The sequence below is a fragment of the Allobosea sp. genome (assembly GCF_035999205.1).
In the GTDB taxonomy this organism is placed as follows: Bacteria; Pseudomonadota; Alphaproteobacteria; order Rhizobiales; family Beijerinckiaceae; genus Allobosea.
On sequence record NZ_DASYHA010000012.1, the window covers coordinates 25,761 to 48,113 of the forward strand.

Annotated in this window: 21 protein-coding genes; 19 read left to right on the top strand and 2 right to left on the bottom strand. The window is 67.4% G+C overall.

Annotation, left to right across the window (positions count from 1 at the left end; genetic code table 11):
* Positions 1-61 precede the first annotated feature (61 nt).
* From pstA to phoB, 4 genes are all read left to right on the top strand, one after another.
* Positions 62-862, top strand: coding sequence for a phosphate ABC transporter permease PstA (pstA, locus tag VGN82_RS02825; protein ID WP_414644186.1), 801 nt, complete (start codon positions 62-64; stop codon positions 860-862).
* Positions 863-917: 55 nt separating this feature from the next.
* A complete protein-coding gene (pstB, locus tag VGN82_RS02830) occupies positions 918-1,724 on the top strand; it encodes a phosphate ABC transporter ATP-binding protein PstB (protein WP_327525470.1) in 807 nt (268 codons plus the stop codon).
* Positions 1,725-1,754: 30 nt separating this feature from the next.
* Complete coding sequence (gene phoU / locus VGN82_RS02835; protein WP_327525471.1) at positions 1,755-2,474, top strand: phosphate signaling complex protein PhoU; 720 nt, start codon at positions 1,755-1,757, stop codon at positions 2,472-2,474.
* Between the two features lie 86 nt (positions 2,475-2,560).
* On the top strand, positions 2,561-3,259 hold the full coding sequence (gene phoB, locus VGN82_RS02840; protein WP_327525472.1) for a phosphate regulon transcriptional regulator PhoB: 699 nt from the start codon (positions 2,561-2,563) through the stop codon (positions 3,257-3,259).
* A 94-nt stretch (positions 3,260-3,353) separates the two neighbouring features.
* Here phoB and VGN82_RS02845 read toward each other — a convergent pair whose 3' ends face one another.
* Positions 3,354-3,674 (bottom strand): YnfA family protein, encoded by a 321-nt coding sequence (locus VGN82_RS02845; RefSeq protein ID WP_327525473.1) that lies wholly within the window; start codon positions 3,672-3,674, stop codon positions 3,354-3,356.
* Between the two features lie 178 nt (positions 3,675-3,852).
* Here VGN82_RS02845 and VGN82_RS02850 point away from each other — a divergent pair, with 178 nt between their 5' ends.
* The 4 genes from VGN82_RS02850 to uvrB all read left to right on the top strand — a co-directional run bounded on the left by VGN82_RS02850 (position 3,853) and on the right by uvrB (position 8,961).
* Positions 3,853-5,073, top strand: a complete 1,221-nt coding sequence (locus tag VGN82_RS02850; RefSeq protein ID WP_327525474.1) for a TIGR03862 family flavoprotein — start codon at positions 3,853-3,855, stop codon at positions 5,071-5,073.
* 199 nt (positions 5,074-5,272) lie between these two features.
* Entirely contained in the window at positions 5,273-5,854 is a 582-nt protein-coding gene (locus VGN82_RS02855; RefSeq protein ID WP_327525475.1) for a nucleoside deaminase, read from the top strand.
* Positions 5,855-5,929: 75 nt separating this feature from the next.
* On the top strand, positions 5,930-6,151 hold the full coding sequence (locus VGN82_RS02860) for a hypervirulence associated TUDOR domain-containing protein (RefSeq protein WP_327525476.1): 222 nt from the start codon (positions 5,930-5,932) through the stop codon (positions 6,149-6,151).
* A 152-nt stretch (positions 6,152-6,303) separates the two neighbouring features.
* Positions 6,304-8,961 (top strand): excinuclease ABC subunit UvrB, encoded by a 2,658-nt coding sequence (uvrB, locus tag VGN82_RS02865; RefSeq protein WP_327525477.1) that lies wholly within the window; start codon positions 6,304-6,306, stop codon positions 8,959-8,961.
* A 165-nt stretch (positions 8,962-9,126) separates the two neighbouring features.
* Here the strand turns inward: uvrB and VGN82_RS02870 are convergent, their stop codons facing one another.
* Positions 9,127-9,624 (bottom strand): GNAT family N-acetyltransferase, encoded by a 498-nt coding sequence (locus VGN82_RS02870; RefSeq protein ID WP_327525478.1) that lies wholly within the window; start codon positions 9,622-9,624, stop codon positions 9,127-9,129.
* A gap of 122 nt (positions 9,625-9,746) precedes the next feature.
* On the opposite strand from VGN82_RS02870, the gene VGN82_RS02875 reads away from it, so the two are divergent.
* From VGN82_RS02875 to lpdA, 11 genes are all read left to right on the top strand, one after another.
* Positions 9,747-9,935 carry a hypothetical protein gene (locus VGN82_RS02875; RefSeq protein ID WP_327525479.1) on the top strand — a complete coding sequence of 63 codons (189 nt, stop codon included), beginning with the start codon at positions 9,747-9,749 and terminating at the stop codon, positions 9,933-9,935.
* Between the two features lie 12 nt (positions 9,936-9,947).
* On the top strand, positions 9,948-10,157 hold the full coding sequence (locus VGN82_RS02880) for a hypothetical protein (protein ID WP_327525480.1): 210 nt from the start codon (positions 9,948-9,950) through the stop codon (positions 10,155-10,157).
* Positions 10,158-10,773: 616 nt separating this feature from the next.
* Entirely contained in the window at positions 10,774-11,952 is a 1,179-nt protein-coding gene (gene zapE / locus VGN82_RS02885; protein WP_327525481.1) for a cell division protein ZapE, read from the top strand.
* 5 nt (positions 11,953-11,957) lie between these two features.
* A complete protein-coding gene (locus VGN82_RS02890; RefSeq protein WP_327525482.1) occupies positions 11,958-12,557 on the top strand; it encodes a TetR/AcrR family transcriptional regulator in 600 nt (199 codons plus the stop codon).
* Between the two features lie 261 nt (positions 12,558-12,818).
* Positions 12,819-13,781: a malate dehydrogenase gene (gene mdh, locus VGN82_RS02895; RefSeq protein WP_327525483.1), complete on the top strand. Its 963-nt coding sequence runs from the start codon at positions 12,819-12,821 to the stop codon at positions 13,779-13,781.
* A 91-nt stretch (positions 13,782-13,872) separates the two neighbouring features.
* A complete protein-coding gene (gene sucC / locus VGN82_RS02900) occupies positions 13,873-15,069 on the top strand; it encodes an ADP-forming succinate--CoA ligase subunit beta (RefSeq protein WP_327525484.1) in 1,197 nt (398 codons plus the stop codon).
* 9 nt (positions 15,070-15,078) lie between these two features.
* Positions 15,079-15,963 (top strand): succinate--CoA ligase subunit alpha, encoded by an 885-nt coding sequence (gene sucD / locus VGN82_RS02905; RefSeq protein ID WP_327525485.1) that lies wholly within the window; start codon positions 15,079-15,081, stop codon positions 15,961-15,963.
* Between the two features lie 135 nt (positions 15,964-16,098).
* Positions 16,099-19,056, top strand: a complete 2,958-nt coding sequence (locus VGN82_RS02910) for a 2-oxoglutarate dehydrogenase E1 component (RefSeq protein ID WP_327525486.1) — start codon at positions 16,099-16,101, stop codon at positions 19,054-19,056.
* A gap of 49 nt (positions 19,057-19,105) precedes the next feature.
* Positions 19,106-20,383: a 2-oxoglutarate dehydrogenase complex dihydrolipoyllysine-residue succinyltransferase gene (gene odhB, locus VGN82_RS02915; RefSeq protein WP_327525487.1), complete on the top strand. Its 1,278-nt coding sequence runs from the start codon at positions 19,106-19,108 to the stop codon at positions 20,381-20,383.
* A 30-nt stretch (positions 20,384-20,413) separates the two neighbouring features.
* Positions 20,414-20,797, top strand: a complete 384-nt coding sequence (locus VGN82_RS02920) for an MAPEG family protein (RefSeq protein ID WP_327525488.1) — start codon at positions 20,414-20,416, stop codon at positions 20,795-20,797.
* Between the two features lie 105 nt (positions 20,798-20,902).
* Positions 20,903-22,300 carry a dihydrolipoyl dehydrogenase gene (gene lpdA, locus VGN82_RS02925; RefSeq protein WP_327525489.1) on the top strand — a complete coding sequence of 466 codons (1,398 nt, stop codon included), beginning with the start codon at positions 20,903-20,905 and terminating at the stop codon, positions 22,298-22,300.
* Positions 22,301-22,353: the final 53 nt, after the last annotated feature.

The following is a 22,353-nucleotide window of genomic DNA, read 5'->3' on the forward strand; positions in this document are numbered from 1 at the left end:
GTCTCTGCCCCACGCCGAATGGGGGCGGGTCCGCTCCGGTCGCCGGACAGCCGACCGCGCCATGAAGGTGATCGCGACCGGCTTCACCTTCCTCGCCATCTTCGTGCTGTTCTGGATCCTCGGCATGCTGATCGTGAAGGGGCTGGGCGGGCTCTCGCTCGCCACCTTCACGCAGGTCACGCCCGGTCCCGGGACCGAGGGCGGCGGTCTTGCCAACGCCATCGTCGGATCGATCGTGCTGACCTTCCTCGGCATTCTGATCGCAACGCCGATCGGTGTGCTCGCCGGCACCTGGCTTGCCGAGTATGGCCGCAAGTCGCCTCTCGCCAACCTGATCCGCTTCATCAACGACATCCTGCTCTCGGCGCCGTCGATCCTGATCGGTCTGTTCGTCTATGTGATCCTGGTCGAGCCGTTCCGCGGCTATTCCGGCTGGGCCGGCGGTGTGGCGCTCGGCATCATCGCGATCCCGGTGATCGTGCGGACGACCGAGGACATGCTGAACCTCGTGCCCGGCCCGCTGCGCGAGGCGGGCGCCGCACTGGGCGCACCGCCCTCCGTGGTGATCACCTCGGTGACCTGGCGTGCCGCCAAGGCCGGCATGGTCACGGGCATCCTGCTGGCGCTCGCCCGCATCGCCGGTGAGACCGCGCCGCTGATCTTCACGGCGCTGAACAACAACTTCTGGTTTTCGCCGACGCTGGTCGGCGGCGTCTCCAACCTGCCGGTGACGATCTACCAGTTCGCCTCGGCTCCTTACGAGAACTGGCAGCAGCTCGCCTGGGCCGGCTCGCTGGTGATCACCATGTCGATCCTGCTGCTCTCGATCATTGCCCGCCGCATCGTGCGCGGCTCGAAGTGATCGCCCTCACGTGAACGGCCAAACTGAACCCTCGTCGCGTTCGATCTGAAGGAAAATGTCGATGCTTTCGACGCTGGAACTGAGCCCGCAGACGCTCGATGCCGACGCCCCCGTCCGGATCGCGGTGAAGAACCTCGATTTCTACTATGGCGAGCACAAGGCGCTGAAGAACATCAATCTCGACTTCCGCGATCGGCACGTCACCGCGCTGATCGGCCCGTCGGGCTGCGGCAAGTCCACGCTGCTGCGCATCTTCAACCGGATCTACTCGCTCTATCCGGAGCAGCGCGCCACCGGTGAGATCCTGCTCGACGGGCGTAACGTCATCTCGAGCGACATCGACGTGAACGAGCTGCGCTCGCGCGTCGGCATGGTCTTCCAGAAGCCGACGCCGTTCCCGATGTCGATCTATGACAACGTCGCCTTCGGCATCCGCCTCTACGAGAAGCCGCCGAAATCCGAGCTCGACGACCGCGTCGAGGCGGCGCTGCGCCGTTCGGCCCTGTGGGACGAGGTCAAGGACAAGCTGAAGAGCTCCGGCATGGGGCTTTCCGGCGGCCAGCAGCAGCGCCTGTGCATCGCGCGCACCATCGCGCAGCGTCCGGAGGTGATCCTGTTCGACGAGCCGACCTCGGCGCTCGACCCGATCTCGACGGGCAAGATCGAAGACCTGCTGGAGCAGCTCAAGACCGACTTCACCATCGTCATCGTCACCCACAACATGCAGCAGGCGGCACGCATCTCGCAGTACACCGCCTTCATGTATCTGGGCGAGGTCATCGAGTTCGCGCCGACCAACACGATCTTCATGAACCCGAACAAGAAGCAGACGCAGGACTACGTCACCGGCCGCTTCGGCTGAACCGCACGCGCTGCACAGGGACTAACGCCGATGACCGACCATATCGTCCGCTCCTACGACGCCGAACTCGAGGCGCTGCGCCGCAGCCTCGCCGAGATGGGCGGCATGTCCGAGCGCATGCTCGGGGACTCCACCGTGGCGCTGGTGCGCCGCGACACCACGCTCGCCCAGAAGGTGATCAGCGCCGACCAGCGCCTCGACAACCTGCAGCGCGATGTCGAGGAGCGCGCGGTGCTGACCATCGCGCGCCGCCAGCCACTCGCCCAGGACCTGCGCGAGCTGATCTCGGCGATCCGCCTCGCCTCCGATATCGAGCGTGTCGGCGATCTCGCCAAGAACATCGCCAAGCGCGCCGTCGCGATCTCCGGCCAGTTCCAGCCGCCGCACCGGGCCGTGGTCGGGCTCGAGCATATGAGCCGGCTCGTCCAGGCCCAGCTCAAGGACGTGCTCGACGCCTATGCCGCGAGCAACGAGCAGAAGGCCATGGAGGTCTGGCATCGCGATGGCGAGATCGACGCGCTCTACACCTCGCTGTTCCGCGAACTCCTGACCTACATGATGGAGGATCCGCGCAACATCACCTTCTGCACGCATCTCCTGTTCTGCGCCAAGAACATCGAGCGCATCGGCGACCACACCACCAACATCGCCGAGACGATCCATTATCTCGTCACCGGCGAGTCGCTCGACCTGAACCGTCCGAAGCTCGACACCACCGACATCAGCGTCGAAGCGGTGACGGGGAACTGAAGAATACCCGCCGCCTCGTCGTCATGGCCGGGCTTGTCTGGCCATGACGGTGTGCGTCGGCTGAATGTCATCAACGGAAACGCGCCATGCCCGCACGCATCCTGATCGTCGAGGACGAAGAGCCGCTGACGCTGCTGCTGCGCTACAACCTCGAGGCCGAGGGCTTCGAGGTCGACAGCGTCGCGCGCGGTGACGATGCCGAGCTTCACCTGCGCGACTCGACTCCGGACCTCGTCCTGCTCGACTGGATGCTGCCCGGGCTCTCCGGCATCGAACTCTGCCGGCGCCTGCGGGCGCGGCGCGACACCGAGCGCGTGCCGATCATCATGCTGACCGCGCGCGGCGAGGAAACCGAGCGGGTGCGCGGGCTCGCCACCGGCGCCGATGACTATGTCGTCAAGCCGTTCTCCCTGCCCGAGCTGATCGCGCGCATCCAGGCGCTGCTGCGCCGGGCGAAGCCCGGCCATGTCGCGGGCCTGCTCACCGCGGGCGACCTCGAACTCGACCGGACGACGCGCCGTGTGCGCCGTTCCGGCGAGGAGCTGCACCTCGGCCCGACCGAATTCCGCCTGCTGGAATTCCTGATGCAGGCGCCGGGCCGCGTCTATTCGCGCGCGCAGCTGCTCGACGCGGTCTGGGGTCGCGACGTCTATATCGACGAGCGCACTGTCGACGTGCATGTCGGGCGCCTGCGCAAGGCGATCACTCCCGGCGATGCCAAGGACCCGCTGCGCACGGTGCGCGGCGCCGGCTATGCCTTCGACGAGACCTTCGCGCGGGCTTGACCGCGCTCCTGTCATTCCGGGCCGCGGCGAAGACGCGAGCCCGGAACACACGATCGGGCGGGCGACGCCGAAAGCAGCGCGACGCCCTGCACCGTTACCGTGGCCCGGCGATGATCACCGCCGCCCCTGCCAGGCAGATCGTCCCGCCGATCAGGTCCCAGCGATCCGGCCGGAAGCCCTCCGCCGCCCAGAGCCAGGCCAGCGAGGCGGCGACATAGACGCCGCCATAGGCGGCATAGGCCCGGCCCGCCGCATCGCTTTCGACGAGCGTCAGCAGCCAGGCGAAGAGCGCGAGCGAGACCATCCCGGGGATCAGCCACCAGATCGGCTTGCCGAGCCGGAGCCAGCCCCAGAAGGCGAAGCAGCCGGCGATTTCGAAGAAGGCGGCGCCGATATAGGCGGCGATGGTCGGCATGGGCGGGCTGGACTCCGGCTGCGAGGGTTACGATTGCGGCCGTGACAGTCTATGCCGTCATTGCGGGCGAAGCGAAGCAATCCGGGAATGGCCGCGCCCGAGCGGTGGATTGCTTCGCTCCGCGCGCAATGACGGGTAAGCGCCAGAGCCGTTATGGCATGGTGCCGGAGAAAGAAGCATGCCCTCGCGCGATATCGCCATCATAGGCGCGGGCCCGGCCGGGCTGATCGCGGCCGAGCGGCTGGCGCAGGCCGGGCATCGCGTCACGATCCATGAGCGGATGCCGTCGCCGGCGCGCAAATTCCTGCTGGCCGGGCGTGGCGGGCTGAACCTGACCCATTCGGAGCCGCTGGATGCCTTTCTCGGCCGCTACGGCGCCGCTCGGGACTGGCTCGAACCCGCGATCCGCGCCTTCCCGCCGCAGGAGCTACGGGACTGGGCCGATGGGCTCGGCGCCGAGACCTTCGTCGGTTCCAGCGGGCGTGTCTTCCCGAAGGCGATGAAGGCCTCGCCGCTGCTGCGCGCCTGGGTCGGGCGGCTTGGCGGCATGGGCGTCAGGCTCGAGACCGGCCGGCTCTGGACCGGCTGGGCGCCGGATGGTGCGCTGACCTTCACGGGGCGCGACGGCGGCATCTTGACCACCACGCCCGATGCGACCTTGCTGGCGCTCGGCGGCGCGAGCTGGTCGCGGCTGGGCTCGGATGGCGGCTGGGTGCCGCTGCTGGCGGGCAGGGGCATTGGCCTCGCGCCGTTGCGGCCGGCCAATGCCGGCTTCGCCGTGAGCTGGTCGCCACAGCTGCGCGAGCGTTTCGCCGGCGCGCCCTTGAAGCGGATCGTGATCCGCTTCGAAGGGCAGGAGGTTGCCGGTGAGGCGATGCTCGATCTGGCCGGCATCGAAGGCGGCGCGGTCTACGCGCTCTCCGGGCCGCTGCGCGAAGCGATCGAGCGCGTGGGCTACGCCGACATCACGATCGACCTGCGGCCGGACCTCGACCCGGCCCGGCTGGCGGAGAAGCTCGGCAAGCGCCGCAAGGGCGAGACGCTCAGCAACCATCTGCGCAAGGCGGGCGGTCTTTCGCCCGCGGCGGTCGCGGTGCTCCGCGACAGCGCCGGTGCGACGCTGGACGAGGCGCCGCAGGCGCTGGCGGCGGCGATCAAGTCGGCGCCCTTGCGGCTTCTCGGCCAGATGCCGATCGCCCGCGCCATCTCGACGGCTGGCGGCATCCTCGCCTCCGAGATCGGCGCGGATTTCATGCTGAAGCGTCTCCCCGGTGTCTTCGTCGCGGGCGAGATGCTGGACTGGGAAGCCCCGACCGGCGGCTATCTTCTGCAGGGCTGTTTCGCGACGGGCGTTGCCGCTGCGGCAGGAATCCACTCCTGGCTGGATCGCAACGGCTGAAACCTGCCGGCAAGTCCGGGCGTTCGATCCTCCCCGTTCGTAAAGTCCGAGCTAACCATCGACGCGGAAAAGGCTGGCGATTGCAAGGGTTTGGTGCGAGCACCGCTGCGGGCAATGCGCGCTTGGCGCGATTGGGGGATTGATGGAACCGTCTTCGAGCGTAGCGTCCCTGGACGCGCTTTTTTCATCCGTCGGTGTGGTGCCGCGGCGCCGTTTCCTGACCGCCGGGGCAGGGATCGTTTCCGCTGCGATCGTGGGAGCCGGAACGACGGCTGCCGAGGCGCAGAGCAAGGCGCCCACACCGGTGACCGACCGCGACCGGCAGCATATGAGCCAGGCGATCCAGCTGATGCGACAGGCCGGCGTGATCGACAAGACTGGTGGCCCGTTCGGTGCGGTCGTCGTCCGTGACGGCGAGGTGCTCGCCGCCTCCGGCAACAGTGTCCTGCGCGACAACGACCCCTCGGCCCATGCCGAGGTCAATGCGATCCGGATGGCCTGCAAGAAGATCGGGCAGCCCAACCTGCGCGGCGCCACGCTGTTCACCAGCTGCGAGCCCTGCCCGATGTGCTACGCGACGGCCTATTGGGCCCGGGTCAGCCGGATCTACTATGCCGCTGCCTGGACGGATTATGCCGATCTGTTCGACGACTCGAACATCAACCAGGACACCAAGCGGCCCTATCCCGAGCGGACGGTGCCGGTCGAGCAGCTGATGCAGAGCGACGCGCAGCAGGTCTGGCTCGAATACCGCAAGATGCCGGAAAAGACCCGCTACTGACCCGGGAGGGTGCGGGGCGGACTGAACCAATTCCGCCCTGCCTCGTTGCCTCCGCAGAGTGAGCGGAGGCAACGCATGACCGAACCACTCAAGCCCGGCACGGCCGTCACCTGGGCCTGGGGCGCGCACCGTGCAAAAGGCCGCGTCGAACAGGTTTTCACGTCCCCCGTCAGCCGCACGATCAAAGGCACGCGCGTGCGCCGCAATGCCTCGCCGCAGAAGCCGGCCTATCTGGTGACACTGGCGCGCGGCGGTTACGCGCTGAAGTCGCATAGCGAGCTCGACCGGCTGCAGTGACGCTTCCGAGCTGAGCTCGTCCGGCGACGCGCCGAGGTCGAGACCTGCCTCGCGGGCCAGCGATCTTCCTCCTGTCAACTCCTGTCACCAATCAGCCCGGCAATGCGTCCGGCCCTCTCGCGCGGAGGCGGCATCCGCCCCATATTGCGGCGATGGCCAAAACCTCCGACACAACCGACGCCGCGAAGGCGAAGCCCGCCAAGAAGCCGTCCTCCGCGCGTACGCCGAACTCCAAGGCGACCAAGCCGGAGCTGAAGCCGCTGGAGGGCTATCTCGCCGATCTGCTCAACCCGGCGATCAATCGCGGCAATGCCGTGCCCGGCGGCGCCTCGGGCTTCAGCGACCAGCCGCAGGCTGGCTACGAGGCCGAGGCACGGCCCGGTGACGGCAAGCCGAAGAAGAAGCTCTCGAAGAAGGCCGATTCCGCCTTCATCGGCGCCGAGGGCGCGGCGGCGGCGACCGCGACCTCGCTGCAGCATCTGCTGGAGACAGGCAGCCCCTTCATCACGCCCGGCAAGCCCTGGACGCCGCATCGGCCCGAGCGGCCGGACAAGTCGGAAGGCGGCATCCGGTTCAAGATGCAGTCCGAGTTCCAGCCCTCGGGCGACCAGCCGACCGCGATTGCCGATCTCGTCGACGGCATTTCGCGGCAGGAGCGGGACCAGGTGCTGCTCGGCGTCACCGGCTCGGGCAAGACCTTCACCATGGCGCAGGTGATCGAGCGCACGCAGCGCCCGGCGCTGATCCTGGCGCCGAACAAGACGCTGGCGGCGCAGCTCTATGGCGAGTTCAAGAGCTTTTTCCCCGACAACGCGGTCGAGTACTTCGTCTCCTATTACGACTACTACCAGCCGGAGGCCTACGTCCCGCGCTCGGACACCTATATCGAGAAGGAATCCTCGATCAACGAGCAGATCGACCGGATGCGCCATTCGGCGACGCGCTCGCTCTTGGAGCGGGACGACGTCATCATCGTGGCCTCGGTTTCCTGCATCTACGGTATCGGCTCGGTCGAGACCTATACGGCGATGACCTTCGGCATCAAGCTGGGCGAGCGCGTCGAGCAGCGCCAGCTCATCGCCGATCTGGTGGCGCTGCAATACAAGCGCACCCAGCACGACTTCACCCGCGGCACATTCCGCGTCCGTGGCGACAATATCGAGCTGTTCCCCGCCCACTATGAGGACCGCGCCTGGCGCATCGGGCTGTTCGGCGACGAGGTCGAGACCATCCACGAATTCGACCCGCTGACCGGGCAGAAGACGGCCGAGCTGGAGTTCGTCAAGGTCTACGGCAATTCGCACTACACCACGCCGCGCCCGACGCTGACCCAGGCGGTGAAGTCGATCAAGCAGGAGCTGCGCGAGCGGCTCGAGGAGCTCAACCGGATGGGGCGCTATCTCGAGGCGCAGCGGCTCGACCAGCGCTGCACCTTCGACATCGAGATGATCGAGGCCACCGGCTCCTGCAACGGCATCGAGAACTATTCGCGCTATCTCACCGGCCGCCGCCCGGGCGAGCCGCCGCCGACGCTGTTCGAATACCTGCCCGACAACGCCCTCGTCTTCACCGACGAGAGCCATGTCACGGTGCCGCAGATCGGCGGCATGTATCGCGGCGACTTCCGCCGCAAGGCGACGCTGGCCGAATACGGCTTCCGCCTGCCCTCCTGCATGGACAACCGGCCGCTGCGCTTCGAGGAATGGGACGCGATGCGGCCCCAGTCCGTGCATGTCTCGGCCACCCCCGGCGGCTGGGAGATGGAGCAGACCGGCGGAGTCTTCACCGAGCAGGTCATCCGCCCGACCGGGCTGATCGACCCGCCGGTCGAGGTCCGTCCGGCCAAGCACCAGGTCGCGGACCTCCTGGATGAGGTCAAGGAGGTCACCGAGAAGGGCTATCGCACCCTCGTCACCGTGCTGACCAAGCGCATGGCCGAGGATCTCACCGAGTACCTGCACGAGAACGGAGTGCGCGTGCGCTACATGCACTCGGACATCGACACGATCGAGCGCATCGAGATACTCAGAGACCTGCGCCTCGGCGCCTTCGACGTGCTGGTCGGCATCAACCTGCTGCGCGAGGGCCTCGACATCCCGGAATGTGGCTTCGTCGCCATTCTCGACGCCGACAAGGAGGGGTTTCTGCGCTCGGAGACCTCGCTGATCCAGACCATCGGCCGCGCCGCCCGAAACGTCGACGGCAAGGTCATCCTCTATGCCGACCATGTCACCGGCTCGATGGAGCGGGCGCTGGCCGAGACCACACGCCGGCGCGAGAAGCAGATGGCCTACAACACCGAGCACGGCATCACGCCGCAGACGGTGAAGAAGAACATCGGTGACATCCTCGGCTCGGTCTATGAGCGCGACCACGTCACGGTCGATACCGGGCTAGCCACGCCGGCCTCGGGCCACAATTTCAAGGCGGCGCTGGCCGATCTCGAAAAGCGCATGCGCGAGGCCGCCGCCGATCTCGAATTCGAGACAGCCGCGAAGCTGCGCGACGAGATCAAGCGCCTGCAGGCGACGGAACTGGCGATCAGCGACGACCCGCTCGCCCGCCAGGGCGATGTCGAGGCCTCGGCCGGGAAATACAAGGGCGAGCGGTCCTACGGCGCGAGCGCCAACCTGCCGCCCACCCGCGCCCGCAAGCCGACCGACGAGGACATGGGCCCGCATAACTGGGGCGGCGGCGAGGGCAAGCCGGTCGCGCGCGTGGCGCGGCCGAAGAAGCCGACGCTCGACGAGATGGGGCCGCGGCCGGAGTCGCGACCGAAGGGGGCGGGGGAGCGGCGGGGGCGGAGGTAGGTCGCGCGCACGGCGCGCGAACCGGGCTCTCGACGTGGAGAGGGACTGCCGCCGATCGTCAAGCCGCAGCGGAGCCGTCGAGCCTGCGGCGTGAGAGGCCGGCCCTCATCTGGCGCTTCGCAGACAAAAAGGCGTTGCGGTTCGGCAGCCTGCTCGGTCTGAGCCTCAGGCGCCGTCGAAAGCCGCGTGATAGCGCACCGTGCCGGCCGGCACCTCCCCGCCGAAGGCGAGGCGCATGAAGTAGTCCGGCGGCACGTCCTCCAGCACGAGCGCCGGATCGGCCGCGAAGCCGAAGCGGCCGTAATAGGCGGGGGCGCCGAGCAGGACGCAGCCGCCGGCGCCGCGCTCGCGCAGGCGCCGCAGCCCCTCGCGGATCAGGCCCGAGCCGATGCCGCCGCGCTGCCGGCCCGGCCGCACCGAGACCGGCCCGAGCCCGAACCAGCCGCGCTCTGCCCCGTCGATCGTCACCGGCGAGAAGGCGACATGGCCGACGATCTCTCCATCTTCGACGGCAACGAGCGAGAGCGTCAGCGCGCCGACCGCGCGCAAGCCATCGACGATGCCGGCTTCGGTGCCGCTGCTGTGCGGCGCCGTCGCGAAGGCCTCCGTGGTCAGGGTGCGGATGGCGTCGACGTCGCCCGGCTCTTCTGCTCGGATCTGCATGCGGTCTCCTTCGGCGGCGCTTATGCCATGCGTCAGTTGCGCGCCTCAATCATCGCGGCCCGCCCGAACCATCGCGGCCTCCGGGCGTTGTATAGGCGGGGCGATCATTGAAGGAGTGTGCCATGAGCAAGCACCCGCCGATCCCGCCCGCCAATCGCAGCCCGATGGGGCCGGGCGAGCCGGACCATGCCAGGCAGGCTGCGAACCCCGCCCAACACAGCGAGCGCCATAACGCCGATCCGGCGAACAAGGGCCAGCAGGCCAATACCCGGATCAACACGACCCATCAGGGCCATCAGCAGGATCGCTGAACGGAGGGTTGCATGTCGACATCGACCAAGGCACCCCAGACCATCCGCCACGGCGGGCCGGGCTCCTCGCATGAGAACGCGAAGGCGCCGCTCGCACTGAAGGCGTTCGCGGCGGAGGAGGATGGCCGCAAGCGTTCGCGCATCTCGGGCGGCGGCGGCGAGCGCGACAGCCACCACCGCCACGATCCGGAGATGAAGGGCGGCAGCAGCCGCAAGGTGTAGGGCTTGCGGCGTTTTCCTCGGCGGCACGGCGCGATCCCGGTCAAGGTGTCGCGGTCGCGGGGAGGTGCGTCGCGGATCCGGCAAAAACTTATCCCCGCGCTATCGCGCCGTGCCTAATCTCGCCTCGCTCCACCCGACCAAGGGGGCTGTCGCGAGGCGTCGTGCGGCCGGGTGGAGTGCGGTGTTCAGGCAGGCGGCCGTCGCGGGCCATCCCTGCCTGGAGGGGCTTCGTCGCCCGGGTCGTCAGCAACCCGGTCCGTGAGGGACGTAACGGCGGCGAGTGACACCAAAGACAACCGCGCGCGGGGCGGGGTGGCGGCTGTTGGCGCTGCTTCGACTAAGACATTCGACATCGACATCGGCACGCAGCCGTCGACTGCGACGCCCGCTCTCCCCGCGCATCCCCTTGGATACGAATTCGCCCGAAACCCCGCGGCCATGAGGCCGGACGGGGCTTTCGGTGCGTGAAGCGGGTCAATTCGAACGCGGGGAGCCCCTCCCCACAAGGGGGAGGGGTTTGCCCGTAGCGGGGTTGCCGTGCGGGCGGGGCTGCCGTAACCGGGAGGTCCCCGCATCGCAGCATCGCTGGCCCGCCGCTCATGGTCTTCCTGCCCGCATGACAGCCTCGATCACCGAACGCTATGCCGCACTGGTCGAGTCCGGTGCCATCGAGCGCGATCCGGCGCAGGTCGTCGTGGTCAAGCGGCTGGAGGCCCTGGCGAAGGCGCTCGCGGCGCACCGGCTGGCGCGCAAGAGCAGCGCGCTCGGCTGGCTCTTCGGCAAGAAGGCCGATCCGAAGGATCTGCCCAAGGGGCTCTACATCTGGGGCTCGGTCGGCCGCGGCAAGACCATGCTGATGGACCTGTTCTACGATTCCGTCGCGGTGAAGCGGCGCCGGCGGGTGCATTTCCACGAATTCCTGGCCGATGTGCATGGCCGGGTCCATGCCTATCGCCAGCGCCTCAAGACCGGCGAGGTCAAGGATCCCGATCCGATCGGCCCGATCGCGGCGGAGATCGCCGAGCAGACCCGGCTGCTCTGCTTCGACGAGTTCACCGTCACCGACATCGCCGATGCGATGATCCTCGGGCGGCTGTTCACGGCGCTCTTCGCGTCCGGCGTCGTCGTGGTGGCGACCTCGAATGTCGAGCCGTCGCGGCTCTATGAGGGCGGGCTGAACCGCTCGCTGTTCCTGCCCTTCATCAAGCTGCTGAGCGAGAAGGTCGAGGTGCTGAAGCTGGAGTCGCGCACCGATTTCCGGCTGGAGAAGCTCGGCGGCGCGCCGGTCTATCATGTCCCGGCCGATGCGGCGGCGCAGGCCGCGCTCGACCAGGCCTTCCGCAAGCTCTCGGGCGCGTCGCAGGCGCAAAGGCTCGTACTCGACGTCAACGGCCATGAGCTCGTCGTGCCGCAGGCCGCCGGCGGCGTGGCGCGGGCGCGCTTTTCCGATCTCTGCAGCAAGGCCTATGGCGCCTCGGATTTCATCGCGCTGGCGCAGCGCTTCCACACGCTGGTGCTGGACGAGATCCCGGTGCTGGCCGACGACCAGCGCAACGAGACCAAGCGCTTCATCATCCTGATCGACGCGCTCTACGAGCATCATGTGAAGCTGGTCGCATCGGCCGAGGCCGAGCCGCACGAGCTCTACCGGGCCAAGTCCGGCCGCGAGGCGTTCGAGTTCGACCGGACCGTCTCGCGGCTGATCGAGATGCGCTCCGAGGATTATCTCGGCCTGCCGCATGGCCGGGCCGACTCGGCGGCCAGCGGCGACAGCGGCGGGCTGGTGGAGACCTGACCGCCATGACGATGCGCGAGCCGAGCGAGACGCGTATCCTGACGGTGGCCAGCGAGCATCTGCGCCAGTTCGGCCTGAAGCGCTTCACGGTGGTCGCGGTCGCCGACGAAGCCGGCATGACCCATGCCAATGTCTATCGCTACTTCCCCTCGCGCGCCGCGCTGGTCGATGCCGTCGTCGACGCCTGGTTGAAGGCGACCGAGCGGCGCCTCGCCGACATCGCGGACGGGCCCGACCCCGCCGACGACAAGCTTGAGCGCCTGATCCTGGCGCTCGCCAAGGCCAATCGCGACCTCCTGACCGAGGAGCCGCACCTCTTCACGGCGCTGTCCCAGGCGGTGGCCAGGCGCCATGCGATCAGCCGGCGCAATCGGGCTCGGGTGCGCGCGCTGTTCGAGCGGGTGATCGACGAGGGCATCGCCTCGGGCGCCTTCGAGCCGCGCGACCGCGACCGGGCAATCGCCTTCGTCATCGACACGACGCATCGCTTCATCCATCCGGCCGCGCTGGAGCTGGATTCCGACGTGCCGCAGGCCTCGATCGACGTCCGCCTGGCGACGCTGATCCGCGTGATTTTGCGGGTGCTGGCCGGCGGCATCGTCTGAAAATTCCTGTGACGAATTACAAAATCTGTAAATTGTAATTGCGGCTTTCTCGTGCAATTCTTGGTGATGGGCTCGGCAAGGGCCGGCCAAGCCGTTGAAAACGCTCGCGGCGCATCAGGCTCGCCGAATTCGAGCAGGCTTGCGCGGGCGTCCCCGAAGGCGCAGGGCAAGGGTTGCGGCAAAAGGGCCTCTTGGGCCAAAGAAGCCCACGGTTTCGCCGGTTCTCCGGCATTTCGCAGCGTCAGGACAAAGGACTAGGCAATGGCCCGCAAGAAGATCGCGCTCATCGGGGCCGGCCAGATCGGTGGCACGCTCGCCCACCTCGCCGGCTTGAAGGAACTCGGCGACGTCGTGCTGTTCGACATCGCCGACGGCATCCCGCAGGGCAAGGGCCTCGACATCGCCGAGTCCGCCCCGGTCGACGGCTTCGATGCCGGCTACAAGGGCACCTCGTCCTATGAGGACATCAAGGGCGCCGATGTCGTGATCGTCACCGCCGGCGTGCCGCGCAAGCCCGGCATGAGCCGCGACGACCTGATCGGCATCAACCTCAAGGTGATGAAGGCGGTCGGCGAGGGCATCAAGACCTATGCCCCCAAGGCCTTCGTGATCTGCATCACCAACCCGCTCGACGCGATGGTCTGGGCCCTGCAGAAGTTCTCGGGCGTGAAGCCCAACATGATCTGCGGCATGGCTGGCGTGCTCGACTCGGCCCGCTTCCGCCACTTCCTGGCCGATGAGTTCAAGGTCTCGGTCAAGGACGTCTCGGCCTTCGTGCTCGGCGGCCATGGCGACGACATGGTGCCGCTGGTCCGCTACTCGGGCGTCGCCGGCATTCCGCTGCCGGATCTCGTCAAGATGAAGTGGACGACGCAGGAGCGTCTAGACGCCATCGTCGAGCGCACCCGCAAGGGCGGCGGCGAGATCGTCAACCTGCTCAAGACCGGCTCGGCCTTCTACGCCCCGGCGGCTTCGGCGATCGCGATGGCCGAGAGCTATCTCAAGGACCAGAAGCGCGTCCTGCCGGCTGCGGCCGCGCTGAAGGGCCAGTACGGCGTCAAGGACATGTTCGTCGGCGTGCCCGTCGTGATCGGCGCCAAGGGCGTCGAGCGGGTCGTCAAGATCCGCCTGAACGGCGCCGAGAAGGAGATGCTGGCGAAGTCGGTCGCCTCGGTGCAGGGCCTGATCGACGCCTGCAAGGCCATCGATTCGTCACTGGCGTGACCTAGAACGGGCGGAGTGACGGCGCGCGACCAGCGCGCCCGCCATCCCGCCCATTCGCCACCCGAAATACGCTTCCAGGGAAACCGAGCACATGAACATCCACGAATACCAGGGCAAGGCCGTCCTCAAGGAGTTCGGCGCGCCCGTCTCCGCCGGCTTCCCGGCCCTGACGGTGGCGGAGGCGGTCGAGGCCGCCAAGAAGCTGCCCGGACCGCTCTACGTCGTGAAGTCGCAGATCCATGCGGGCGGCCGCGGCAAGGGCAAGTTCAAGGAGCTCGGACCCGACGCCAAGGGCGGCGTGCGCCTGGCCAAGTCGGTCGAGGAGGTCGAGGCCCACGCCAAGGAGATGCTGGGAAATACTCTCGTCACCGTGCAGACCGGCGAGGCCGGCAAGCAGGTCAACCGCCTCTACATCGAGGACGGCTCGGACATCGAGAAGGAGTTCTACCTCTCGGCGCTCGTCGACCGCGCGACCTCGCGCATCGCCTTCGTGATCTCGACGGAAGGCGGCATGGACATCGAGGCGGTCGCCCATGACACGCCCGAGAAGATCGAGACCATCACCGTCGATCCCGCGACCGGCATCATGCCGCATCACGGCCGCGCCATGGCGCGCATCCTCGGCCTCTCCGGCGACCTCGCCAAGCAGGCCGGCACCGTTCTCGGCCAGATCTACGCGGCGTTCGTGGCCAAGGACATGGACATGCTCGAGATCAACCCGCTGATCGTGACCAAGCAGGGTCAGATCAAGTGCCTGGACGCCAAGATCTCCTTCGACTCGAACTCGCTCTATCGTCACCCCGACATCGTCGCGCTGCGCGACACGACGGAAGAGGACGAGAAGGAGATCGAGGCCTCGAAGTATGACCTCGCCTATATCGCGCTCGACGGCACGATCGGCTGCATGGTCAACGGCGCCGGCCTCGCCATGGCCACGCTCGACATCATCCAGCTCTACGGAGAAAGCCCCGCGAACTTCCTCGACGTCGGCGGCGGCGCCAGCGAAGAGAAGGTGACGGCGGCGTTCAAGATCATCACCGCCGACCCGAAGGTGAAGGGCATCCTGGTCAACATCTTCGGCGGCATCATGAAGTGCGACGTCATCGCGCGCGGCGTCATCGCCGCGGTCAAGGCGGTCGGCCTTCAGGTTCCGCTGGTCGTTCGCCTCGAAGGCACCAACGTCCAGGAAGGCAAGGACATCATCTCGTCCTCCGGCCTCAACGTCATTCCCGCCGATGACCTCGACGACGCCGCGCAGAAGATCGTCGCCGCGATCAAGAAGGCCTGAGGAGCAACCATGTCCATCCTGATCGACAAGAACACCAAGGTCATCTGCCAGGGCTTCACCGGCAAGAACGGGACCTTCCACTCCGAGCAGGCGATCGCCTATGGCACGCAGATGGTCGGCGGCACCTCGCCGGGCAAGGGCGGCTCGCTCCATCTCGGCCTGCCGGTCTTCGACAGCGTGCTCGAGGCCAAGCAGAAGACCGGCGCAACCGCGTCCGTTGTTTACGTGCCGCCTCCGGGCGCCGCGGACGCGATCTGCGAGGCGATCGACGCCGAGATCCCGCTGGTGATCTGCATCACCGAGGGCATCCCGGTGCTCGACATGGTCAAGGTCAAGCGCTCGCTGGTCGGCTCCAAGACCCGCCTGATCGGGCCGAACTGCCCGGGCGTCGTCACCGCCGGCGAGAGCAAGATCGGCATCATGCCCGCCAACATCTTCAAGCCCGGCTCGGTCGGTATTGTCTCGCGCTCCGGCACGCTTACCTATGAAGCGGTGTTCCAGACCACCCGCGAAGGCCTCGGCCAGACCACCGCCGTCGGCATCGGCGGCGACCCGGTCAAGGGCACCGAGTTCATCGACATGCTCGAGATGTTCCTGGCCGACGACAAGACGGAGTCGATCGTGATGATCGGCGAAATCGGCGGTTCGGCCGAGGAAGACGCGGCGCAGTTCATCAAGGACGAGGCGAAGCGTGGCCGCAAGAAGCCGATGGTCGGCTTCATCGCCGGCCGCACGGCGCCTCCCGGCCGCCGCATGGGCCATGCGGGCGCGATCATCTCCGGCGGCAAGGGCGGTGCCGAGGACAAGATCGCGGCCATGGAAGCGGCCGGTATCCGGGTCTCGCCCTCGCCGGCGCGCCTTGGAAAGACCTTGGTCGAGGTGTTGAAGGGCTGAGGCAAGGCAGGGGCGTCACGGTCGGTTCAGCCCGGTCTTTTCGCCCCTCGCCAGACGTCAGTATCGGAATGAGATGCTCGGGCCTGGCCCGGGCATGATGCGGCAGCAGGCAGGCAGGAAAAGGCAGAAACGACCATGGCTCGCCAGGACATCAACGAGGCTCTCGCGCAGACGGGTTTCCTCTATGGCGGCAACGCGGCCTATATCGAGGACCTCTACGCCCGCTACCAGGCCGACCCGAAGTCGGTCGACGAGCAGTGGCAGGGTTTCTTCGCCGGGCTGAAGGATGATGGCCAGTCCATCGTCCAGAACGCCAAGGGCGCCTCCTGGACCAAGCCTAACTGGCCGATCCATGCCAATGGCGAACTTGTCTCGGCGCTCGACGGCAACTGGGCCGTGGTCGAGAAGGTCGTTTCCGACAAGCTCAAGGGCAAGGCGCAGGCCGCCGGCACGACGCTGTCGGCCTCCGACGTGCAGCAGGCGACGCGCGACTCCGTGCGCGCGATCATGCTGATCCGCGCCTACCGGATGCGCGGCCATCTCCATGCCAAGCTCGATCCGCTCGGCATCGAGAGCCGGACCGACCATGAGGAGCTGTCGCCGGCCGCCTTCGGCTTCGGCGAGGCCGATCTCGACCGCAAGATCTTCATCGACAACGTGCTCGGCATGGAGTTCGCCACCATCCGCGAGATGGTTGCGGTGCTGCAGCGGACCTATTGCAGCACGGTCGGCATCGAGTTCATGCATATCTCCGACCCGGAGCAGAAGGCCTGGCTGCAGGGCCGGATCGAGGGGCCGGACAAGGAGATCGCCTTCACCAAGGAAGGCAAGAAGGCGATCCTGAACAAGCTCGTCGAGGCCGAAGGCTTCGAGAAGTTCATCGATCTGAAGTATACCGGCACCAAGCGTTTCGGCCTCGACGGCGGTGAGGCGCTGATCCCGGCGCTGGAGCAGATCATCAAGCGCGGCGGCGCGCTCGGCGTGCGCGACATCGTCTTCGGCATGGCCCATCGCGGCCGCCTCAACGTCCTGACGCAGGTGCTGGGCAAGCCGCACCGCGCGCTCTTCCACGAGTTCAAGGGCGGCTCCTTCGCGCCCGACGACGTCGAGGGCTCGGGCGACGTGAAGTACCATCTCGGTGCCTCGGCGGACCGCGAGTTCGACGGCAACAACGTCCACGTTTCGCTGACCGCCAACCCGTCGCATCTCGAGATCGTCGATCCCGTCGTGCTCGGCAAGGTGCGCGCCAAGCAGGACCAGTTCGGCGACATCGTCGAGCGCTCCAAGGTGTTGCCGCTGCTGATCCATGGCGACGCGGCCTTCGCCGGCCAGGGCGTTGTGGCCGAGTGCCTCGGCCTGTCCGGGCTGAAGGGCCACCGCACCGGCGGTTCGGTCCACTTCATCATCAACAACCAGATCGGCTTCACCACCTATCCGCGCTATTCGCGCTCCTCGCCCTATCCGTCCGACGTGGCGAAGATGGTCGAGGCCCCGGTGTTCCATGTGAACGGCGACGATCCGGAGGCGGTCGTCTTCGCCGCCAAGATCGCGATCGAGTTCCGGCAGAAGTTCCACAAGCCGGTCGTGGTCGACATGTTCTGCTATCGCCGCTTCGGCCATAACGAGGGCGACGAGCCGGGCTTCACCCAGCCGCTGATGTATCGCAAGATCCGCGCGCACAAGTCGACGCTGGAACTCTACGCCGCCAAGCTGGAAGCCGAAGGCGTGCTGGCCGCCGGCGAGCTCGACGAGGCGCGCGCCGCGTGGAAGGCCAAGCTCGAGGTCGAGTTCGATGCCGGCCAGGCGTTCAAGCCGAACAAGGCCGACTGGCTCGACGGCCGCTGGGCCGGCATGAAGGCGATCCGCGCCGACGAGGACGATCCGCGCCGTGGCGCGACCGGCGTTCCCGCCGCCGTGCTGAAGGAGATCACCGAGAAGATCACCGCCGTCCCGCCGGGCTTTAACGTCCACAAGACGATCCAGCGCTTCCTCGACAACCGTCGCAAGGCGGTCGAGACCGGGCAGGGCATCGACTGGGCGACCGCTGAGGCGCTGGCCTTCGGTTCGCTCCTGCTCGACGGCAACCCGGTCCGCCTGTCGGGCCAGGATTGCGAGCGCGGCACCTTCTCGCAGCGCCATTCGGTGCTGATCGACCAGGAGACGGAAGCCCGTCACACCTCGCTCAACCACATCCGCGACGACCAGTCCCGCTACGAGGTCATCAACTCGATGCTCTCGGAGGAGGCGGTGCTCGGCTTCGAATACGGCTACACCCTGTCGGAGCCGAATGCGCTGACGATGTGGGAGGCGCAGTTCGGCGACTTCGCCAATGGCGCGCAGGTCGTGTTCGACCAGTTCATCTCGTCGGGCGAACGCAAGTGGCTGCGCATGTCGGGCCTCGTCTGCCTGCTGCCGCATGGCTATGAGGGTCAGGGTCCGGAGCACTCCTCCGCCCGCCTCGAGCGCTTCCTGCAGATGTGCGCCGAGGACAACATGCAGGTCGCGAACTGCTCGACCCCGGCGAGCTACTTCCACATCCTGCGCCGGCAGCTGAAGCGGGACTTCCGCAAGCCGCTGATCCTGATGACGCCGAAGTCGCTGCTGCGCCACAAGCGCTGCGTCTCGGCGCTCGACGAGCTGGCCGAGGGTTCGACCTTCCACCGCGTGCTGCACGACGATGCCGAGCGCGGCAACTCGACCACCAAGCTGGTCAAGGACGCGAAGATCCGCCGCGTCGTGCTGTGCTCGGGCAAGGTCTATTTCGACCTGCTGGAAGAGCGCGAGAAGCGCGGCATCGACGACGTCTACCTGATGCGCGTCGAGCAGCTCTATCCGTTCCCGCTGAAGTCGCTGGCGCAGGAGCTGTCGCGCTTCAAGGGCGCCGACGTCGTCTGGTGCCAGGAGGAGCCGAAGAACATGGGCTCCTGGACCTTCGTCGAGCCCTATCTCGAATGGGTTCTGGGCCATGCCGGCTCGAAGTCGAAGCGTCCGCGCTATGTCGGGCGCCCGGCCTCGGCCGCGACCGCGACCGGCCTGATGTCGAAGCACGTCGCCCAGCTCAACGCCTTCCTGGACGAAGCCTTCGCGGGCTGAGCTCCAGATATCCGAACGCCAGACCAAAGACACGAAACAGAGGCCTGACATGGCGACCGAAATCCGCGTACCCACCCTCGGCGAATCCGTCTCCGAGGCGACCATCGGCAAGTGGTTCAAGAAGCCGGGCGACGCCGTGAAGGCCGATGAGCCCCTGGTCGAGCTCGAGACCGACAAGGTGACGCTCGAGGTCAACGCGCCGGCCGCCGGCGTGCTCGGCGAGATCGTCGCCAAGGAAGGCGACACCGTCGGCGTCAGCGCGCTGCTCGGCACGATCGCGGCCGGCGACGGCAAGGCCGCCGCTGCCGCCCCCAAGGCCGACACCGCCGTGGCCCAGGCCGCGGGCAAGGCCGGCGAGGCGACCGTCGCCGCCGCCGAGAAGAAGACCGGCGAAGTCGCCGGCGACACCCAGATCAAGCCGGCGACCAAGGCGGCCGATTCCGGCCCGGCGGTCTCGCGCCTCGCCGCCGAGAGCGGCGTCGACCCGTCGAGCGTCAGCGCCTCGGGCAAGGATGGCCGCGTCACCAAGGGCGACATGCTGGCCGCGATCGCGACCGGCCCGGCGATCGCCGCTGCCGCTCCGGCTGCGCCGGTTCAGGTCCGGGCGCCGTCGGCTCCCGATGACGCCTCGCGTGAAGAGCGCGTCAAGATGACGAAGCTGCGCCAGACGATCGCGCGCCGGCTCAAGGAAGCGCAGGCGACTGCGGCCATGCTGACCACCTTCAACGAGGTGGACATGACCAACGTCATGGCGCTGCGCAACCAGTACAAGGACGTGTTCGAGAAGAAGCACGGCGTGAAGCTCGGCTTCATGGGCTTCTTCGTGAAGGCCTGCGTGCAGGCGCTGAAGGAGATCCCCTCCGTCAACGCCGAGATCGACGGCACCGACATCGTCTACAAGAACTACTACCATGTCGCGGTCGCCGTCGGCACCGACAAGGGTCTCGTCGTGCCGGTCGTGCGCGATGCCGACCAGCTTTCCATCGCCGGTGTCGAGAAGAAGATCGGCGAGCTCGGCAAGAAGGCCCGCGAGGGCAGCCTCAAGATCGAGGACATGCAGGGCGGCACCTTCACCATCTCGAATGGTGGCGTCTACGGCTCGCTGATGTCGACGCCGATCCTGAACGCGCCGCAGTCGGCGATCCTGGGCATGCACAAGATCCAGGAGCGTCCGATGGTGGTCGGCGGCCAGATCGTGATCCGCCCGATGATGTATCTCGCGGTCAGCTACGACCACCGCATCATCGACGGCAAGGAGGCCGTGACCTTCCTCGTCCGCATCAAGGAGGCGCTGGAGGATCCGGCGCGCCTCGTCCTGGACCTCTGAGGAGCACCCGCCATGCGGGATGGCGCATCGATGGCGATCCTGATCGTCGCGAGCGTCATCCTGTTGCTGCTCTATCTCGCCGTGCAGGTGAGGTCCGTCACCCGCGAACGGGGCTCCGCCTGGAACACCGGGCCGCGCGACGAGGGCAGCCAGCCAACCGGGGTTTTCGCGGGACGGGCCGACCGGGCCTTCCGCAATTACCTGGAGACATTTCCCGCCTTCGGGCTGCTCGCGCTGCTGCTGATGGTCTTGCAGCGCGCGGATGGAATCGGTGTCGCCGGTGCGCAGCTCTGGCTGGCGGCACGCGTGGCCTACCTGCCTCTGTACCTGGCCGGCGTGCCCTATCTACGCACCCTGGTCTGGATCGCATCCATCGTCGGTCTCCTGCTGATGGCGATACGCGCGGTCACCTGAACTGGAAGGAGACGTTCATGTCCTCCGTTACGGATATGCCGGCGTCCGGCAGCGTGGTCCCGACCCTTTCCCGATCCCTCGTCTGAACCCATCGAGAGAACCAAGATGTCCTACGATCTCGTCGTCATCGGAACCGGCCCCGGCGGCTATGTCGCCGCCATCCGCGCCGCGCAGCTCGGCCTCAAGGTCGCCGTCGTCGAGAAGCGCAAGACGCATGGCGGCACCTGCCTGAATGTCGGCTGCATCCCCTCAAAGGCGCTGCTGCACGCTTCCGAGATGTTCGAGGAGGCCGGCCACACCTTCGAGAAGCTCGGCATCGTCGTCGGCAAGCCCAAGCTCGACCTGAAGGCGATGTTCGCCCACAAGCAGGAGACCGTCGATGCCAACGTCAACGGCGTCGCCTTTCTGCTGAAGAAGAACAAGATCGAGCCCTTCCACGGCACCGCCTCGATCCCGGCCGCAGGCAAGGTCGTCGTGACCGCCGAGGACGGCAAGACGCAGGAACTCGAGACCAAGAACATCGTCATCGCGACCGGCTCCGAGGCGATGGGCCTGCCCGGCGTCGAGATCGACGAGAAGACGGTGGTGACCTCGACCGGCGCGCTCGAGCTGAGCTCCGTGCCGAAGGAGCTCCTGGTCGTCGGCGCCGGCGTGATCGGGCTCGAGATCGGCTCGGTCTGGAGCCGCCTCGGCGCCAAGGTCACCGTCGTCGAATATCTCGACCGGATCCTGCCCGGCATGGACGACGAGATCGCCAAGCAGTTCCAGCGCATCCTGACCAAGCAGGGCTTCGAGTTCAATCTCGGCTCCAAGGTGACCAAGGTCGAGACCGGCAAGAAGGGCGCGACCGTCACGGTCGAGCCGGCCGCCGGCGGGGAGGCCAAGACGCTTTCGGCCGATATCGTGCTGGTGGCGATCGGCCGCCGTCCGAACACGGACGGGCTCGGGCTTGATGCGGTCGGCGTCGCCACCGAGCGCGGCCGCGTCGTGATCGACGACCATTTCAAGACCAATGTCGCCGGCATCTACGCCATCGGCGACGTGGTGCGCGGGCCAATGCTGGCGCACAAGGCCGAGGACGAGGGCGTCGCGGTCGCCGAGATCATCGCGGGCAAGCACGGCCATGTGAATTACGACGCCATCCCCGGCATCGTCTACACCGCGCCTGAAGTCGCCGCGCTCGGCAAGACCGAGGAAGAGCTGAAGGCCGCGGGCATCGCCTACAAGGTCGGCAAGTTCCCGTTCACGGCGAATGGCCGCGCCCGCGCGATCCGCCATACCGACGGCTTCGTGAAGGTGCTGGCCGATGCCACGACGGACCGGGTGCTCGGCTGCCACATCATCGGACCCCATGCCGGCGACCTGATCGCCGAGGTGACCGTGCTGATGGAATTCGGCGGCTCGTCGGAGGATCTCGCGCGGACCTGCCACGCTCATCCGACGCTGGCCGAGGCGGTCAAGGAAGCGGCGATGGCGGTCGAGAAGCGCCAGATTCATATGTGATCGGCTGGCGGCACTTGCCCATTGCGCAAGCGCCGCCGGTGGCCATCATCGCA

Excerpts from the sequence above, each read along its gene's own strand:
- pstA (WP_414644186.1), top strand. The coding sequence starts at position 62 with ATGAAGGTGATCGCGACCGGCTTCACCTTCCTCGCCATCTTCGTGCTG.
- VGN82_RS02920 (WP_327525488.1), top strand. The coding sequence starts at position 20,414 with ATGGCGATCCTGATCGTCGCGAGCGTCATCCTGTTGCTGCTCTATCTC.
- VGN82_RS02875 (WP_327525479.1), top strand. The coding sequence starts at position 9,747 with ATGAGCAAGCACCCGCCGATCCCGCCCGCCAATCGCAGCCCGATGGGG.
- phoU (WP_327525471.1), top strand. The coding sequence starts at position 1,755 with ATGACCGACCATATCGTCCGCTCCTACGACGCCGAACTCGAGGCGCTG.
- sucD (WP_327525485.1), top strand. The coding sequence starts at position 15,079 with ATGTCCATCCTGATCGACAAGAACACCAAGGTCATCTGCCAGGGCTTC.
- VGN82_RS02850 (WP_327525474.1), top strand. The coding sequence starts at position 3,853 with ATGCCCTCGCGCGATATCGCCATCATAGGCGCGGGCCCGGCCGGGCTG.
- VGN82_RS02870 (WP_327525478.1), bottom strand. The coding sequence starts at position 9,624 with ATGCAGATCCGAGCAGAAGAGCCGGGCGACGTCGACGCCATCCGCACC.
- mdh (WP_327525483.1), top strand. The coding sequence starts at position 12,819 with ATGGCCCGCAAGAAGATCGCGCTCATCGGGGCCGGCCAGATCGGTGGC.
- VGN82_RS02860 (WP_327525476.1), top strand. The coding sequence starts at position 5,930 with ATGACCGAACCACTCAAGCCCGGCACGGCCGTCACCTGGGCCTGGGGC.
- VGN82_RS02845 (WP_327525473.1), bottom strand. The coding sequence starts at position 3,674 with ATGCCGACCATCGCCGCCTATATCGGCGCCGCCTTCTTCGAAATCGCC.
- zapE (WP_327525481.1), top strand. The coding sequence starts at position 10,774 with ATGACAGCCTCGATCACCGAACGCTATGCCGCACTGGTCGAGTCCGGT.
- VGN82_RS02890 (WP_327525482.1), top strand. The coding sequence starts at position 11,958 with ATGACGATGCGCGAGCCGAGCGAGACGCGTATCCTGACGGTGGCCAGC.
- pstB (WP_327525470.1), top strand. The coding sequence starts at position 918 with ATGTCGATGCTTTCGACGCTGGAACTGAGCCCGCAGACGCTCGATGCC.
- lpdA (WP_327525489.1), top strand. The coding sequence starts at position 20,903 with ATGTCCTACGATCTCGTCGTCATCGGAACCGGCCCCGGCGGCTATGTC.
- VGN82_RS02880 (WP_327525480.1), top strand. The coding sequence starts at position 9,948 with ATGTCGACATCGACCAAGGCACCCCAGACCATCCGCCACGGCGGGCCG.
- VGN82_RS02910 (WP_327525486.1), top strand. The coding sequence starts at position 16,099 with ATGGCTCGCCAGGACATCAACGAGGCTCTCGCGCAGACGGGTTTCCTC.
- odhB (WP_327525487.1), top strand. The coding sequence starts at position 19,106 with ATGGCGACCGAAATCCGCGTACCCACCCTCGGCGAATCCGTCTCCGAG.
- uvrB (WP_327525477.1), top strand. The coding sequence starts at position 6,304 with ATGGCCAAAACCTCCGACACAACCGACGCCGCGAAGGCGAAGCCCGCC.
- phoB (WP_327525472.1), top strand. The coding sequence starts at position 2,561 with ATGCCCGCACGCATCCTGATCGTCGAGGACGAAGAGCCGCTGACGCTG.
- sucC (WP_327525484.1), top strand. The coding sequence starts at position 13,873 with ATGAACATCCACGAATACCAGGGCAAGGCCGTCCTCAAGGAGTTCGGC.